Source organism: Clostridium sp. UBA4395 (genome assembly GCF_002390995.1).
Classification (GTDB): domain Bacteria; phylum Bacillota; class Clostridia; order Clostridiales; family Clostridiaceae; genus Clostridium_J; species Clostridium_J sulfidigenes.
This window is the reverse complement of record NZ_DGRF01000077.1, coordinates 220,362-237,833: the sequence shown is the minus strand read 5'-3', so window position 1 is coordinate 237,833 and position 17,472 is coordinate 220,362. Positions and strand designations below refer to the sequence as shown.

The following is a 17,472-nucleotide window of genomic DNA, read 5'->3' as shown; positions in this document are numbered from 1 at the left end:
ATTTTCATGCTAAAGCTCTGTATAATTATATATATCATTGAATTTTATTATAACAATATGTATAATATAATGGTATGTGTTTATTTTTCTTAATACTTGCAACAATCATAGTAATTATGTTAAAATAACTTGTGTTTGATTTATAGCAGTATGTTGAAATTTTGAGGAGGTGTAATATATGTCAAGAAGATGTGAAATATGCGATAAAGGTGTAGTTTCAGGAGTACAATTCTCTCACTCTCACCGTCAATCAAAAAGAAAATGGGCTCCAAACTTAAAAAAAGTTAAAGCTATAGTTAACGGTTCACCTAAGACAGTACACGTTTGTACTAGATGCTTACGTTCTGGTAAGGTTCAACGTGCCGTTTAATTGGTAAAAAAAATGCAACTACCTTTATAGTTGCATTTTTTTATGTGCAAAATTAATAACTATGTTTTTTTCTTACAAAAATTTTAACTATTTTAGATAAAAACTTAGGTAGTTTAATTACTCTTATAGTCACCCTTTAACCTCCTTAACTAATTGTTAGCAAAACTTATTCATTATAAACCATCCAGCACATATAATGGCACAACCTATGGCTACCATCCACCCCCAAAATGGAATTAGCATAGCTAATACTATCCCTGCTCCTACAGAACTAACAATAAGTCCCAACCTTTTAGTTGTCCTACTCCTCATACTTACTTCCCCCATAAGCCTTTTTAGTATCATTATATGTATTGACGTAAAAAGTGGTACATAAATAAAAAAATTACAATCATCAATTGTAATAATGACTGTAATCCTATATTTAAAATTTATATTTTATGAATTCTCACTACTATAAGACATCCTTTGGAAAAAGTTATACTAACTTTTTCCTCCTCAAACTCATTAGATACAGTAAGATTGTTTCCTTGTGCTAGTTCAAAATTCTTTAATTTATATTTTACTCCCTCTATAGTTAAATCATGGGTATCTTCTAAATAACTAAATAGAGAAAATATATCCCCTTTTTTACCAAAGATATTTGTAGGTTTATCTATAAGATAGATTTCATTATACTCATCTATTATACGACAATCTATTGATTTTTTTAAACCTTCATTAAGAATACATAAATTTGCATAGAAATGATCAATTCTCTTCCCCGTACATCCTAAAAAAATTATTTCTGTGGCCCCTAACTCCACTGCCTTATTAAAAGCTATATGACTATCTGTATAATCCTTCTCCTTTGGAAACCTAATGGTTTTAGAGCTATTACTTATTTCTATATACGTTTTTTCATCAATAGAGTCAAAATCTCCTAACAAATAATTTGGATGTATTTCATGATTTAAAAGAACGTTAGCGCCTCCATCAGCTGCTATAATTATAGACTCTTCATTTATATATTTATCTAAAATCTTTTTACTTGGAGGATCTCCTCCTCCAACTATAACTGCCTGCATACTAAAACCCACTTTTTATATTACTTATATTTTTTTCTATTTCATTATTTTTGAATACTGCTGAACCCGCTACTATAGAATTAGCTCCACATTTTACAACTTTACTAACATTGGTTGCATCTATGCCACCATCTACTTGTATATATAATTCTTTATTATATTTATCCTTTAACTCTTTAACCTGTGATATTTTATCTACTGAATACTCTATATATTTTTGACCTCCAAATCCCGGATTAACTGACATGATAAGTACCATATCTAAATCTGGAATTAAGTTTTCTATCATAGAAACAGGAGTACCAGGATTTAATGCTACTCCAGCTTTAACTCCTAAGCTTTTAATATATTTTATAGTTCTGTCTATATGTCTATCAGCTTCATAATGAACTGTTATCATATCAGCTCCTGCATCTACAAAATCCTTTACGTATCTATCTGGATCTTCAATCATTAAATGTACATCGAAAACTAAGGTTGTAAGATTTCTTATGGATTTTATAACAGGCACTCCAAAGGATATGTTAGGTACAAACATACCGTCCATAACATCTATATGAACCCAATCCGCTCCATGTTTTTCTATTTCTTTAACCTGTTCTCCTAACCTTGAAAAGTCTGCTGACAATATAGATGGTGATAATTTTATCATTTTCTATTCCCCCTACTAATAATTTCTTCTAATGTTTTTATGTAGAATTCATATCTACTTTTATTTATTTGTCCAGATTCTACCTTTTGTTTTACTATACAACCTGGTTCTTTATAATGAACACAATTATTAAACTTACATCCATCTTTAAACTCTTCAAATTCTGGAAATAGATGTTGTAGTTCTTCTTTATTTATGAAATCTAATTCCAAGGAAGAAAATCCTGGTGTGTCAACTAAAAATCCATCTTCTATCCTTATAAGTTCACTATGCCTAGTTGTATGTTTTCCTCTTTTTAGTTTATCACTAATATCACCAGTTTTCATAGCATCTCTACCTAAAACTTTATTCAGTATAGTAGATTTACCAACTCCAGAAGGCCCACAAAATACAGTAATATTCCCCTTTATCTTTTCCTTTAACTGTTCTATGCCAACACCATGTTTTCCTTGTACATACATTATTTCATATCCAGCTTCATTTAACATATTACCTATTTCCTTGCTATAATCACTTTCAATGTCCATTTTATTAAAGCAGATAATAGGTACTACATGATTATACTCACATAAAACTAGAAATTTATATAATAAGCTTAAATTCAAATCTGGATTCTTACTAGTAACTACTACAAAAGCTTGAGTTACATTAGCAACGGCAGGTCTTATAAGTTGATTTTTTCTCTTTAATATTTCCGTTATAACACCCTTCCCATTTTCTTCTTCTATGATTACCTCATCACCAATCATAGGAGTTTCACCCTTATGCCTAAATTTTCCTCTAGCCTTACACTCTATAACTTTTTCTTCAACATCTACATAGTATAATCCACCAATTCCTTTAACTATTAAACCTTGCATATATTCCTCCTAAATTTTAACTAATCCTTAGGCAAGTTTAAAACTTACCTAAGGATTATTAAGTCATTGGTTAAGGTTCTTTATCTTCGTCATCATCGCCGCCTATATTAGGGGCTTTTATTTGAGCTATAAGATTTATAGTACTTCCTTTATCTAACTTATTACCTTCAGGTACATCTTGACTTATTATAAGACCTTTTCTATCTCCAGTAACAGTTATTCTAAATCCAAGTGAGTTAGCTGTTGCTTGTGCATCTTCAATGGTTCTTCCAATAAAATTAGGTACTTGAACCTTGCCTTCATTTGGATCCTTATATTGATAATAATTAACACTTATTTTTTCATTTTCTTGTACTGAAGTGAGAGCAGGTTCACTTTGGTTGAATATTTTTCCATCTCTACTTTTATCATCAGTTATTACTGCAGTAGTAGGTCCAAGTTTTAGATTTACTACGGCTAATACTTGCTCTGCTTCTTTTAGTGTTAATCCAATGAGATCTGGTACTTGTGTCTTCTTAATCCTAGAACCTTTACTTATAACTATATCTACTGTATCACCTTTTTTAACCTTAGTCTTCGCTACTGGATTGGTACTTATTACTGCACCTGCTTCTATTTCTTCAGAATAGTCTTCTGTTATCTTTCCCACCTTAAGTCCTTGAGTAACTATATGGTCTTGGGCAACACTTTTACCCAGTTTCACTACATCTGGTACCTCAATCTCTCCTGGTCCTGTACTAATCCTTACTCTAACTTCACTTTCTTTTTTTACTGAAGTACCTTCTGATGGAAATACTGCAATTATAGTTCCAGCTGGCTTATCACTAGCTTCCTCTCCTAAGACTACATAAGTTAATCCTAATTTTTCTACAGCATCTTTAGCTTCATCTGCTGTAAGGCCAATTATCTTGGGAACCTTTAATTCGTCTTTTTTAACATTGGTGTTGCCTTTATTATATATACTAGTACCTACAAATACACCTAAGAGAATAGTTAATAAAAGAGCCCCTCCAACTATTAATACCTTTTTCCAAGTGCTAGTTTTTCTTTTTTCGCCATCATAATCTTCATAATCCTCGTCTTCTTCCTCTTCTTCATCATCATACATATCCTTATTGGTTAATTTCTTTCCAAGATTGCTGGCATACATAGTATTTTGAATTTGAGTTGCATCCATTACTGTAGTATAATCATTATCCATATTTGATGGTGTTACTATATACTTATTATTATTCTCTATTCTCATTAAATCTATTAACATATCTGTTACATTATTATATCTTTTTATAACTTCCTTCTGGGTAGCCTTAATTACCAAATTATTTAGACTATCTGGTACTTCAGGAACTAAAACCTTAGGAGGCACAATTGTATCTTGTATATGTTTAAGTGCAACCGCTACAGCACTTTCTCCATCAAATGGAACTCTTCCTGTTAGCATTTCATATATCACAATTCCAAAAGAATAGATATCTGTTCTATTATCAACTATCTTTCCTTTTGCTTGCTCAGGAGAGAAGTAATGTGCAGAACCAATAACTTTATTAGTATGAGTTATTGTATCAGATGAAGTAGCTTTCGCTATTCCAAAATCTGTAACCTTAATTACACCTTCTTCATTTATTAATATATTGTGAGGTTTTATATCTCTATGGATAATTTTATTTTTATGAGCACATTCTAAAGCTTTCGCAATTTGTATTGAAATCTTTAAAGTTGAGTCCATAGAAAGAGGTGCATTTTCTCTTATGTATTCTTTTAAAGTTTTTCCATTCACTAATTCCATTACAATATAATTAATATTTTCTTCTGAACCCACATCATAAATATTAACTATATTACTATGGGAAAAGGTTGCTGTAGCTAAAGCTTCTCTTCTAAATTTCTCCATAAATTCACTATTATTAGAGTACTCTGGCTTTAGTATTTTTATTGCTACAAATCTATTTAAAATTCTACATTTAGCCTTATATACTACTGCCATACCTCCTTCGCCAATCTTTTCTATGAGTTCATATCTATTTCCTAACATAGTTCCTATCATCTGCACTCCCACTCTCCTTTAAAAATGATGATAGAAATATTATCTCTTCCACCATTTTTCTTACTCATGTTTATTAGTTCCATACATTGATTGCCATTATAACCTTGTAAAACTCTAAAAATATCCTCCTCACTTACTTCATTAGTAAGTCCATCACTACAAAGAAGAATTTTAGAAACCCCTCTTATATCTAAACTGTAGTAATCTGCCGTCACTACTGGATTAGTTCCTAAAGCTCTTGTTATAACATTTTTATTAGGATGATTCTTAGCTTCCTCATTAGTTATTGTTCCATTATCTAATAGTTCTTGTACCAATGAATGATCTTTTGTAACCTTAACAAGCTGTCCATCCTTTAAAATATATCCTCTACTATCTCCTATGTTTACCATAGTTAAGTTATTTCCTCTCACAAAAGCTCCCACAAGAGTAGTTCCCATTCCATTACAACTTTCGTTTAACAAGCTTTCTCTATATATTTTTCTATTAGCACTTAGGATTGCCTCATTTAAAATTTCCTCTTCTGACCTATCCTTTTTATGATTAATTACATATTCAATAATGGTATCTATAGCAATCTTACTAGCAACTTCACCAGCATTATGCCCTCCCATACCATCGGCTATTACAAAAATACCGAAATCTTCTTCTTCATAGTAACCAACGGAATCTTCATTAAAAGTTCTTTTATTTCCAACATCCGTTTCTATTCCTAACAATCTCCCCATTAAAAACTACAACTCCCTTTTTTCTATATAACTTTTTCTCAGCTGACCACAAGCAGCATTTATGTCTAAACCCATTTCTTTTCTAACAGTAGTTTCAATCCCGTGTTTCATTAAAATATCTCTAAAGCACTTAACTTGCTCTTCATTTGATTTTTTTAAATCATTTTCATCTATTTCATTTATTGGAATTAAATTTACATGACATAACATACCTCTTATTAATTTTACTAATTGTTCAGCTTGCTCTTTAGAGTCGTTTACCCCCTTTACTAATGCATATTCAAAGGTAATTCTTCGTCCCGTTTTATCAATATAATATTTACAGCTATCAATAAGCTCAGATATAGAATACACCTTAGCAATAGGCATAGTTTTCACACGCAACTCATCATTAGGAGCATGTAATGAAATTGCTAGTGTTATCTGTAAAGCTAAATTTGCTAAGCTCTTTATCTTAGGCACAATTCCACATGTAGAAAGAGTTATATGACGTTGTCCTATATTAAGTCCATACTGAGAATTTACATCCTTAATAAATTTTACAACATTATCATAGTTATCTAATGGTTCTCCACTTCCCATAAGTACAATATTTGAGATTCTCTCCCCAAGTTGTTTTTGTGAAACCATAATCTGACCTAACATTTCTCCACTACTTAAACTTCTAACAGCTCCTCCAATGGTTGAAGCACAAAACTTACAACCCATATTACATCCTACCTGAGTTGATATGCATATAGAATTTCCATGATTATACTGCATAACTACTCCTTCAACTATATTACCATCATGTAAAAGAAATAAATGCTTGCGAGTATCACTATTTTTAGAACTATATGTTTCTACTATTCTAGGTATTCCTATAAAAAAATTTTTTTCTAATTTTTTCAAAGTATCTTTAGATATGTTAGTCATCTCTTTGAAGTCCCAAACTTCATTATAAATCCAAGAGAATACTTGTTTAGCTCTAAATTCTTTTTCACCATTTTCTTTCATCCATGATTTAAGTTCTTCTATATCTAAATCTAATATATTTTTCATTTCTACTCCTATTTATTTCTACGAATTTTTGCTATAAAAAATCCATCCATATATTCATTAGGCACCACTGTTACAGAACCCTTTTCATCATAGACTAGATTTTCCACCTGTCCAAAGTTTAAAGGCTCTACACTAAAATCTTTAAAATTACTTAAAAACCAGTTTATATTCCCTTGATTTTCTGTTTTATTTATAGTACAAGTTGAATATAAAATTATTCCATCTGGTTTCACATATTTAGCTGCATTCTTCATTATTTCACGTTGAACTGTTATTAAAGATTTTAATTCTTTCTCTTTTTTTGTATATTTAATTTCTGGTTTTTTTCTTATTATTCCTAGGCCAGAGCAAGGTACATCTATAAGCACTCTATCTCCCACCTCAATTAAATCTTTGCATTCTTTAGTAGCATCTAATATATCTAATTCAATGTTTGTTAGTCCTAATCTTTCACTATTACTTCTTATAAGTTCTAGCTTATGATCATAAATATCAAAAGCCTTAACTATACCTGTATTATCCATTATTTCAGCTATATGAGTAGTTTTTCCTCCTGGAGCACTACATAAATCTAATACAGTCATATGCTCTTCTAAATCCATACTAGGTGCTACTAGCATAGCACTTTCATCTTGAACTGTAATAGCACCTTTCTTAAACAATGGATTTTCTTCTACACTCTTTCCTCTTACGATTCTTATGGCTTCAGGGCATATAGACCCCTCTTCTACGTTGTAAGCATTCTTTTCCAGCTCATGAAAAACCTGTTCAAAATCTCCCTTTGTGGAGTTTACTCTAACTGTAACAGCAGGTCTTTTATTAAGCCCATCTAGTATCTTTTCTCCAACTACCTCTCCATATTGCTCAATAAATAATTTTACCATCCATTGAGGAAAAGAATATGAAAATGCTAAACTTTCATTAATGTTTTCTTTATTATAATAATCTTTATTCTTATTTCTTAAATAACTTCTTAATACACCATTTACTAATTTGGAAGCTCCCACAGACACATTAGTCTTAGCTAAATTAACGCCCTCATTTACTGCTGCAAACTCAGGTATTTTATCTAAATATCTAAGCTGATATATACAAACCCTTAATAAATTTAAAATATATTTATCTGTTTTGTCAAATTTTTTTTCTAAAAAAGTCTTAAGTATTTTATCAATTGCGTACCTATATTTTATAGTACCATAAACAAGTTCTGTAGCTAATGCTTTATCTTTATCTCCAAGATTACATTGACTAAGGTTGTTGTTTAAAACAATATTAGAATAAGCCTTATTTTCAAAGACTTGTATTACTGTATTTATTGCTACTTCTCTAGCACCTATCATTCATATCATCCTATCTACGATTTCTAGTGTTTATCCATTTTCCTACTAATCATTTCTATTTCTTATAGCAATGAGTCTTAAAAGCTGTGCAATAGCTGTAACTGCTGCTGCTACATAGGTTAATGCTGCTGCAGTCAAAACATTTTTAGCTCCCTTTACTTCATCTTCATAAAGTATATTCCTTGCACTTAATATGGCTACAGCTCTACTGGATGCATTAAACTCTACAGGCAGTGTTACTATCTGAAAAAGAACTGCTGCTGAGAATAATATAATACCAAAGTTAACTAATGGTGTAAAAGACATTACAATTCCAATAAAGAATAATATCCAAGAAGCTTGGGAGCCTATATTAGCAATTGGCACTAAAGCTGTTCTTATTTTAATTGGTGCATATCCTTCTTTATGTTGAATAGCATGACCTATCTCATGGGCAGCTACACCTATAGCTGCCAGGGATGTACCGTTGTATACATCTGTTGATAGCTTTACCACCTTTTTACTAGGGTCATAGTGATCTGTAAGGTGACCACCTGTAACTAATACTGGAATATCAAAAAGTCCGTAGGCATCTAATATCATTCTAGCTACTTGACTTCCAGTATATCCATTTCTACTATATACTTGTGAATACTTTGCATAACTACTTTTTATTTTCATCTGAGCCCATATTGAAATGATAAGGGCTGGTATAATAATAATCATTGTTGTGTCAAGAAAACTTCCATAATAATATCCCATATATATCTCTCCTTATTTTGTTTAATTAATTTTTACTCTTCTTTTGAACTTTTTAATAATATATTTTCTTCAATAGAATTTCCTTTTATATATTCTTCTACTCTTAAAGGCTTTTTATTAGGAAATTGAACCTTAGTTATTAATATATTATTATCTTCAGATGAAACCAACATTCCTTCTTTATCAACTTTTAAAATAGTCCCTGGAGTTTTAGAAGACTTCTCGTTAGTAAGTCTAGTTTCAATTACCTTCATAGGCTCATCTTTATAATAAGTATAGGCTATTGGAAAAGAGTAAAGTCCTCTTACAAAATTATGTATGTCTTTAGAACTTTGATTCCAATTAATCTTTGCCATCTCTTTATTCAGCATACTGGCATAACAACTTTCACTTTCTCCTTGCTTTATTGGAGTTATCCTGTCATTATAAAGGCCTTCTATAGTTTCAATTAAAAGCTCAGCTCCACTGCTCATAAGTTTATCATGGAGCTCTGCAGTAGTCATATTTTCTGTAATCTCTACTTTGTTCTTTAATAACATATCTCCTGTATCTAAACCTATATCCATTAGCATAGTGGTATTTCCGCTTTCCTTTTCTCCCTTCATAATAGCATAATGAATTGGTGCTGCACCTCTATATTTAGGAAGTAATGAACCATGAAGGTTTATACATCCATACTTAGGTATATCTAAGACTTCCTTAGATAGAATTTGACCAAAGGCTACAACTATTATAAAATCTAAATTCATATTTTTTAATTCTTCTATTAAACTTTTTTCATTTTTTAACTTTTCTGGTTGATATACTTTTATATTATGGTTAAGTGCTACCTGTTTTACTGGTGACATTGCCACAGATTTTCCTCTTCCTTTAGGTCTATCTGGTTGAGTTAGTACTGCCTTAACTCCATATTTTTCAATAATTGCCTCTAAAGATGGCACTGCAAAATCTGGTGTACCCATAAATACTATATTCATCTTCATACCTCCTATTTCACTGTCTTATCAGTATATAATATTCCATTTAAATGATCTATTTCATGACAAAGAGCCCTTGCTAGAAAATCCTCCCCCTGAATTTCAATAGAATTTCCATCTCTGTCTTCAGCTTTAACTTTTACATATTGAGGTCTTATAACATTTCCTTGTTTACCTGGTACACTTAGACATCCTTCTACATCCTTAACTTCACCATTAGCCTTAACAATCTCTGGATTAATAAGTATTATTGGTCCATCACCAATATCTATAACCACCACTCGCTTTAAAATACCTACTTGTGGTGCTGCAAGACCTACTCCATTAGTTTCATACATAGTATCTAGCATATCATCAATTAATATTTGTGTTCTTTCATCAATGTTTTTAACTACCTTACTAATCTTCCTTAAAATTGGGTCTTCATTAATTCTTATATTTCTTAATGCCATAATCATTCTCCCTTACAGTAAATTATTTGGATTTATATCAATACCAATTCTTATATTTTTATAATTAATCTGCTCATAGACTAAATTTTTTATATCCATAGCATAATTATCATCAAAATCACCTTTAATTATAATTTGCCATCTGTACAAGCTTTTTATTTTAGAAACCCCACAAGGACATGGTCCTAATAACTCAATTTTATCACTTCCATAGTTTTTTATCCTTACTTTATCTGCTAAACTTTGTATACTTTTTATTAAATGTTCCTCATTTTCACTACTTAAATTTATACACAGAATCTTAGAAAAAGGTGGATACTCCCTTAGCTTTCTAATAATTATTTCTTCTTCATAAAAACTTTTATAATCATTTGCAGCAGCATAAACTATACTATAATTATCTGGAGTATAAGTCTGAAGTATTACCTTTCCAGCCTTATTACCTCTACCTGCTCTCCCAGCTACTTGAGTTACTAATTGAAAAGTCTTTTCTGCAGCTCTATAGTCCGGTAGATTTAAAGATAAATCTGCAGCAATTATTCCAACTAGGGTTACTTCTTTAAAATCCAAGCCCTTAGCAATCATTTGAGTACCTATTAACACATTGTACCTTTTTGCAGAAAAGTCTTTATATATTTTTTCATAAGAATCTTTTCCCCTTGTAGTATCAAAATCCATTCTAAGAGGTTTACTATATAAAAAGGTCTTTCTAACACTATGTTCTAATTGCTCTGTGCCTACTCCAAAATATTTCACATATTTACTTTTACATTTTGGACAAGTTTTTAATGCTCTTTGCTTTGCTCCACAATAGTGACAAGTTAAATTGTTATCATTATGATAGGTAAGCGAAATATCACAATTATCACACTTAAATACGTAACCACACTCTCTGCAAGATACAAAAGTAGAATATCCTCTTCTATTTAAAAACATTATGGCTTGCTCTTTTTTTTCTAAACATGCTATCATTTCTTCATAAAGTCTTCTACTAAACATAGACTTATTTCCTTCTTTTAGCTCTTCTCTCATATCCACTATCTCTATAGTTGGAAGATTAGCTCCATCGGCTCTGTGATTTAAAGTAATTATATCATATTCACCTTCTGTAGCCTTATAATAAGTCTCAATGGAGGGTGTAGCAGATCCTAACACCACTTTACATCCTTCAATTTCAGCTTTTAAACTAGCTATATCTCTCGCATGATATTTGGGGTCACTATCTGATTTATAGCTAGTTTCATGTTCCTCATCTATAACAATAAGACCTAAATTAGAAAAAGGAAGAAAAATTGCAGATCTAGCACCTATGGCTACTTTAACATTTCCTGTTTTTACTCTCATCCATTCATCAAATCTCTCACCTATAGATAACCTACTATGAAATATAGCAATATCTCTTCCAAACCTTCCTTTAAACCTTTCAACCATTTGAGGAGTCAAGGCAATTTCCGGAATTAATATTATAGAATCTTTATTTTTTTTAATCATCTCTTTTACTAGGCTCATATATATCTCAGTTTTCCCACTACCAGTTATACCATGAATAAGAAATTTATTACTACTACTTTGGGATAATATAGTATCAACACATCTTTGTTGAATTGAATTTAATATTTTTTCCTCATATTTTTTATATACATTTTCATTATACCTATTAACTATAGTCTTTTTAACATCTAAGAATCCATTCTTAATTAATGTATTAATCCTAGATAAAGAAAATTTAAACTCACCAGTAAGTTCTGTCTTATTATAAATTCCATTATGTTCTCCTATGAAACTCACAATATTTATATATTCTTCTTTACTATATTTTTCTGTTAAGGGTCTACCAATAATTACACTATTTTTAGTTTTAAAGGTTGTTCCTTTAGTTATTCCACTGGGAATCATAACTTTTATACATTCTAAATAAGTACATAAATACTTCCTTCTCATTATTTCTATAAGACGTATATTATCCTCCGTAAGAAATTCCATACTGTCATCTATATCAACAATTTCTTTCAATTTAGTATTATCATCTATATCATAAAATATATCAACTATAAATCCATATATTTTCTTATTTCCATTTCCAAAGGGAACTGTAACCATTCTGCCTTTTTTTACTTTACCATATAAGCTTTCAGGCACCTTATATGTAAATATTTTATCTACTTTTACAGCTTCATTATTTACGATAATTCCTAAATACACTTTTAGTCCCCCTTCTAGAGGTGTCTACCTCCATTCTAAATTAACTATTAACCATATTTTCTTTTTTAAACCCATTAGATATATTATATAAATAAATAATAAAAAAAGCGACTTAGTCGCTCTTTTTATTTATTGTTTAAAATCATATTAAAAAGCTCATGTCCAACTAATCTTTTACTCATATTATCAAGAGATATTTCTTTCCCATCTCTATTTATAATAGTAACCCTATTAGTATCACTTCCAAAGCCTGCATTACTTTCAGTTATATTATTAGCTACAATATAATCAAGATTTTTCTTTTTTAGCTTTATGTGAGCATTTTCTATTACATCGTTACTCTCAGCTGCAAATCCAACTAAGATTTGGTGTTTTTTCAGGGTTCCTAGTTCCTTTAGAATATCGTTATCTCTTTCTAGTTCTATATTTAAATTACCTGGTCCCTTTTTTATCTTCTTATCTGAATAAGTCTTAGGTTTATAATCGCTTACTGCTGCAGATTTAACCACAATATCACTAGTATCAAATTCTGCTTTAACTGCATTTAACATTTCTTCATTGGTTTCTACTTTTATGATTTTAACTCCTAATGGTGCTTTTATACTGGTAAGACCACTGACAAGAACCACTTCTGCTCCCCTGTCTCTAGCCTCTTCAGCAATTGCATATCCCATCTTACCAGTAGATCTGTTAGTTAAAAACCTTACTGGATCTATATTAGCTCTAGTAGGCCCTGCTGTTACTAGCACTTTTTTACCTACTAAGTCCTTTGGTTCATGAAGATGTGATAAAATCATTTCTGCAATTTCTTCTGTGTCAGCAAGTTTTCCATCTCCTACATCTCCGCAAGCTAATCGCCCACTACTAGGATTTATAAACTCATACCCATAACTTTTCAATTTTTTAATATTTTCTTTAACTATGGGATTGTTATACATATTAGTATTCATGGCTGGTGCAAAGATTACCTTTGCATTAGTAGCCATAATAGTAGTTGATAACATATCATCAGCAATGCCATTTGCTACTTTACCTATAATGTTTGCTGTAGCTGGAACTACTACTAGTACATCTGCTTTTTTAGCTAAAGATATATGCTGAATTTCAAAAACCTTAGGTTCATCAAACATATTCTTTATTACTGCATTTTGACTTAATGATTGAAAACTTAATGGAGTAACAAACTCACAAGCTGACTTTGTCATAATAACGTCCACATTTATATCTTTCTTTTTCAATCTGCTTATAACATCTAGAGCCTTATAAACTGCAACTCCACCTGTTACTCCAACAACTACATTTTTCTTACTCATCTAAATTTGAGCCTTCTTCCACTTCTTCATTTACTAGTTCAACTTCTTGAACCTTAGTAAACTTATCATCTGCCTCTCTAATTTCTATAATCCCTTGTTTAACTTCATTAATAGCAATAGTTAATGGCTTTGCACCTACGCCTTGTACTTTTGGTTCTTCACCGTCAATTATTTTTCTTGCTCTTCTTGAAGTAGATACTACTAATGAATATCTGTTATCCACTTTTTCTAATAATTCCACAATAGATGGATTAATCATTGAATTGCTCTTTGAATTACTCATATCTTTTAGAACCTCCCTAATAGCTCATCTTTAATTTTAAATACTCTACATTTTTCAGCGACTATTATACTTTCAATTTTTTTAACTGCATCTTCAACCTTATCATTTACAACGGCATAGTCATATTTAGATGCAAAGCTTATTTCATCATAAGCACATTCCATTCTAGTCTTTAATGACTCTGGAGTTTCGCTTCCTCTATTTGTTATTCTATTTCTAAGTTCTTCCATAGATGGAGGCATAATAAATATAAATATTCCTTTAGGATATGAAGATTTAATTTTTAATGCACCTTGTATATCTATTTCTAATATTACATCCTTACCTTCTTCTAACATCTTTAAAACCTCAGATTTTGGTGTTCCATAAAAATTACCATAAACCTCTGCATATTCCAGAAAATCTTCTTTATCAATCTTATTTAAAAACTCATCTCTCTCTATAAAGAAATAATTTACTCCTTCTACTTCACCTTCTCTTGGCTTACGCGTAGTGCAAGATGTAGAAATCCATATTGGATTTTTTTCAATTAGCGCCTTACATACAGTCCCTTTGCCTGCTCCTGATGGTCCAGATATAACTAATAATTGTCCTTTACTTCCCATATTAATCCTCTACCTCATCTATAGCATCATCACCTTTAGATGACAATCTATGTGCTACTGTTTCAGGCTGAACAGCAGATAGTATTACATGGTCACTATCAGTTATTATAACTGCTCTAGTTCTTCTACCATAGGTAGCATCTATTAGCATACCCCTATCTCTAGCTTCTTGAATTATTCTTTTTATAGGCGCTGATTCTGGACTAACAATAGCTACTAATCTATTTGCTGAAACAATATTTCCAAATCCAATATTTATAAGTTTTATACCCATGCCCTACCTCCTAAATTTATTCTATGTTTTGAACCTGTTCTCTAATCTTTTCTATATCACTTTTTATATCAAGTGCTATATTAGTTAATTCCAAATCGTTAACTTTAGACGCAATTGTATTTGCTTCTCTGTTCATTTCTTGAACAATGAAGTCTAGCTTTCTACCTATTGGCTCTCCTAGTTTAAAAGTTTTGATGACTTGCGCAACATGACTTTTAAGTCTAACAATTTCTTCATCAACACAGGATTTATCAGCTTGAAGAACTACTTCCATAGCAATGCGATTTTCATCAATACTTTTTTCTGCTAAAATTTCTTCTACTTTCTTTAGAAGTTTAGCTCTATACTCTTCTGTAACTTCTGGCACCCTTCTATTAATTATATCAACATTACTTGAAATACATTCACATCTCTTTGTAATATCTATCAAAAGTTTTTCACCTTCTTGTTGCCTCATGGACACAAGATTGTGTACTGCCTCTTCTACTGCTGGTAATAATATCTTCCATGTTTTTTCTAAATCTTCTTCCTTTTGTTCTAATTTTAGAACTTCTGGAAATCGTGCTAAGGTTGTTGCAGAAATATCATCCCTTAAATCATACTTATCCCTTAAATTATGTAATACTTTCACATAATTTTCAGCTAAACTCTCGTTTACCACCACGGACATTTCTTCGTTAGCTCCTTGATTTTGAGTGATAAATATATCTACCTTTCCCCTTTTAATCTTGTCATTTACATATTTTCTTATACCATCTTCTAAAGATATTAAAGTTCTTGGCATTCTAGCATTAAGTTCAAAGTATCTGTGATTTACCGTCTTTATTTCCACAATAAAACTAGATGCTTCGCCCTCTGATGTACCTCTTCCAAATCCAGTCATGCTTTTTATCATATACAACGCACCCTTCTAGACCTTCTTAAATTCTTTATTTATTATACATAAAGTATGTGGCTTATTTCAACCCATAAACAAAAGAATTTTAAAGAAAAATGAAATATTCTTTAGAAAACCTTAGAAAAACCATTATAATTTAAAATATTCACTCTATAAACAAGGGACATAAGCTTGTATTTTAAGCTTATGTCCCTGATTTGTAAATTAATTCAATAAAATCATCAATTTTAATAAATACATATATATAACTTTATTTAACCGAAGATTATTTTAAATAAGAATATTATTGCTAGAATATATACAACGAAAGATACTTTTTTTCTATCCTTAGCTTCCTTAGTTGTAATATTAGATATTAGGTTTAATATAGCATAAGATAACATTCCTATCATTAATCCATCTCCAATACTATATGTCATAGGCATTAATGCTATAGTAAGGAACGCTGGTACACCTTCAGTGAAATCAGAAAAATCTATATTTTTAACTGATTCTATCATGAAGAACCCTACAATAATTAAAGCTGGTGCTGTTGCACAACCTGGTATAGCAACAAATAATGGTGATAAGAACATAGCAAGTAAGAATAATATTCCTGTAACTACTGCTGAAAGACCTGTTCTAGCTCCTGATGCAACTCCAGCAGAACTCTCTACATAAGTTGTAACTGTAGATGTTCCTACACAAGCTCCGAAAGTTGTCCCAATTGCATCTACTAGTAATGCCTTACCTGCATTTTTAACTTTACCATCTTTATCTATCATTCCAATCTTTGACGCTACTCCAACTAAAGTTCCAGCTGTATCAAAGAAGTCTATAAATAAGAATACAAATACAACTGAAATAAATTTTGACATAGTTCCAGCATTGGTGAATACTGAGAAATCTAATTTACCTGCAATAGGTGCTATAGATTCAAACTTTAAAATACCTTTTGGTAAATATATTCCTGCAGCTGTAGCAGCTTCTGGTGATAAAGCAGCATATATCCATGCAGCTATAGCACTAGCAGCCATTCCCCAAAGTATTGCACCTTTTACATTTTTTTTAGATAAAATTACTATAACCATTACACCTAATATTGTAATTAAAGCTGTTGGACTTACTAAGCTACCCATGGTTACCTTTGTAGCTTCACTTCCAACTACTATTCCAGCATTACCAAAACCTATAAATGCTATAAATAGTCCAATACCTGCAGTAACTGCATATTTTAAGTTAGTTGGTATACAGTTTACGATAGCTTCCCTAACCTTTGTTAATGATAATAAAATAAATATAATTCCTTCTACAAATACTGCTGTTAACGCTATTTCCCAAGATATACCCATTTCCATTACTACTGTATAAGCAAAGAATGCATTAAGTCCCATGCCTGAAGCTAAGCCTAATGGTAGATTAGCATAGATTCCCATTAAAATAGTAGTAACCCCTGCTGCTAGGCAAGTTGCTGTAACAACTGCTCCTGGATTCATTCCAACACCAGGATCTCCTAATATGTTAGCATTAACGGCTATTATATACGCCATAGTTAAGAAAGTTATTAATCCACCAACAACTTCCCTCTTTACATCGGTACCATTTTCTTTTAACTTAAAAAATTTTTCCATAATACTTGTCCTCCT

General features: G+C 31.0%; 18 protein-coding genes and 1 pseudogene. 1 reads left to right on the top strand and 18 read right to left on the bottom strand.

Going from position 1 to position 17,472, the window contains the following annotated elements:
• Window positions 1-178: 178 nt before the first annotated feature.
• Window positions 179-370, top strand: a complete 192-nt coding sequence (gene rpmB, locus B2694_RS14950; RefSeq protein ID WP_035132719.1) for a 50S ribosomal protein L28 — start codon at window positions 179-181, stop codon at window positions 368-370.
• Between the two features lie 156 nt (window positions 371-526).
• On the opposite strand, the gene B2694_RS14945 is transcribed toward rpmB, so the two are convergent.
• From B2694_RS14945 to B2694_RS14860, 18 genes and pseudogenes are all read right to left on the bottom strand, one after another.
• Window positions 527-682 carry a hypothetical protein gene (locus B2694_RS14945; protein ID WP_198028577.1) on the bottom strand — a complete coding sequence of 52 codons (156 nt, stop codon included), beginning with the start codon at window positions 680-682 and terminating at the stop codon, window positions 527-529.
• 119 nt (window positions 683-801) lie between these two features.
• Complete coding sequence (locus tag B2694_RS14940; RefSeq protein ID WP_346886407.1) at window positions 802-1,437, bottom strand: thiamine diphosphokinase; 636 nt, start codon at window positions 1,435-1,437, stop codon at window positions 802-804.
• 1 nt (window position 1,438) lies between these two features.
• Window positions 1,439-2,089 carry a ribulose-phosphate 3-epimerase gene (rpe, locus tag B2694_RS14935; protein WP_346886406.1) on the bottom strand — a complete coding sequence of 217 codons (651 nt, stop codon included), beginning with the start codon at window positions 2,087-2,089 and terminating at the stop codon, window positions 1,439-1,441.
• A complete protein-coding gene (rsgA, locus tag B2694_RS14930) occupies window positions 2,086-2,949 on the bottom strand; it encodes a ribosome small subunit-dependent GTPase A (protein ID WP_346886405.1) in 864 nt (287 codons plus the stop codon). Before rsgA ends, rpe begins: the two co-directional genes overlap by 4 nt.
• A gap of 70 nt (window positions 2,950-3,019) precedes the next feature.
• A complete protein-coding gene (gene pknB / locus B2694_RS14925; protein ID WP_346886414.1) occupies window positions 3,020-4,993 on the bottom strand; it encodes a Stk1 family PASTA domain-containing Ser/Thr kinase in 1,974 nt (657 codons plus the stop codon).
• On the bottom strand, window positions 4,990-5,721 hold the full coding sequence (locus tag B2694_RS14920; RefSeq protein ID WP_207656761.1) for a Stp1/IreP family PP2C-type Ser/Thr phosphatase: 732 nt from the start codon (window positions 5,719-5,721) through the stop codon (window positions 4,990-4,992). Before B2694_RS14920 ends, pknB begins: the two co-directional genes overlap by 4 nt.
• A gap of 6 nt (window positions 5,722-5,727) precedes the next feature.
• Window positions 5,728-6,762 (bottom strand): 23S rRNA (adenine(2503)-C(2))-methyltransferase RlmN, encoded by a 1,035-nt coding sequence (gene rlmN, locus B2694_RS14915; protein ID WP_346886404.1) that lies wholly within the window; start codon window positions 6,760-6,762, stop codon window positions 5,728-5,730.
• A gap of 8 nt (window positions 6,763-6,770) precedes the next feature.
• Window positions 6,771-8,102 carry a 16S rRNA (cytosine(967)-C(5))-methyltransferase RsmB gene (gene rsmB, locus B2694_RS14910; protein ID WP_346886403.1) on the bottom strand — a complete coding sequence of 444 codons (1,332 nt, stop codon included), beginning with the start codon at window positions 8,100-8,102 and terminating at the stop codon, window positions 6,771-6,773.
• Between the two features lie 45 nt (window positions 8,103-8,147).
• Complete coding sequence (locus tag B2694_RS14905; RefSeq protein WP_346886402.1) at window positions 8,148-8,843, bottom strand: zinc metallopeptidase; 696 nt, start codon at window positions 8,841-8,843, stop codon at window positions 8,148-8,150.
• A 32-nt stretch (window positions 8,844-8,875) separates the two neighbouring features.
• Window positions 8,876-9,820 carry a methionyl-tRNA formyltransferase gene (gene fmt / locus B2694_RS14900; protein ID WP_346886401.1) on the bottom strand — a complete coding sequence of 315 codons (945 nt, stop codon included), beginning with the start codon at window positions 9,818-9,820 and terminating at the stop codon, window positions 8,876-8,878.
• Between the two features lie 11 nt (window positions 9,821-9,831).
• Window positions 9,832-10,272: a peptide deformylase gene (def, locus tag B2694_RS14895; RefSeq protein WP_346886400.1), complete on the bottom strand. Its 441-nt coding sequence runs from the start codon at window positions 10,270-10,272 to the stop codon at window positions 9,832-9,834.
• Between the two features lie 12 nt (window positions 10,273-10,284).
• Window positions 10,285-12,474, bottom strand: coding sequence for a primosomal protein N' (gene priA / locus B2694_RS14890; protein WP_346886399.1), 2,190 nt, complete (start codon window positions 12,472-12,474; stop codon window positions 10,285-10,287).
• 125 nt (window positions 12,475-12,599) lie between these two features.
• Window positions 12,600-13,787 (bottom strand): bifunctional phosphopantothenoylcysteine decarboxylase/phosphopantothenate--cysteine ligase CoaBC, encoded by a 1,188-nt coding sequence (coaBC, locus tag B2694_RS14885; RefSeq protein WP_346886398.1) that lies wholly within the window; start codon window positions 13,785-13,787, stop codon window positions 12,600-12,602.
• Between the two features lie 61 nt (window positions 13,788-13,848).
• Window positions 13,849-14,070, bottom strand: a pseudogene (gene rpoZ / locus B2694_RS14880) (DNA-directed RNA polymerase subunit omega); the annotation flags it as partial.
• 5 nt (window positions 14,071-14,075) lie between these two features.
• Window positions 14,076-14,675 (bottom strand): guanylate kinase, encoded by a 600-nt coding sequence (gene gmk / locus B2694_RS14875; RefSeq protein ID WP_346886396.1) that lies wholly within the window; start codon window positions 14,673-14,675, stop codon window positions 14,076-14,078.
• Window position 14,676: 1 nt separating this feature from the next.
• Window positions 14,677-14,949, bottom strand: coding sequence for an extracellular matrix/biofilm regulator RemA (gene remA, locus B2694_RS14870; RefSeq protein ID WP_035132703.1), 273 nt, complete (start codon window positions 14,947-14,949; stop codon window positions 14,677-14,679).
• Window positions 14,950-14,965: 16 nt separating this feature from the next.
• Window positions 14,966-15,844, bottom strand: coding sequence for a YicC/YloC family endoribonuclease (locus B2694_RS14865; RefSeq protein ID WP_346886395.1), 879 nt, complete (start codon window positions 15,842-15,844; stop codon window positions 14,966-14,968).
• A gap of 257 nt (window positions 15,845-16,101) precedes the next feature.
• Window positions 16,102-17,457, bottom strand: a complete 1,356-nt coding sequence (locus B2694_RS14860; RefSeq protein WP_346886394.1) for an NCS2 family permease — start codon at window positions 17,455-17,457, stop codon at window positions 16,102-16,104.
• Window positions 17,458-17,472 lie beyond the last annotated feature (15 nt).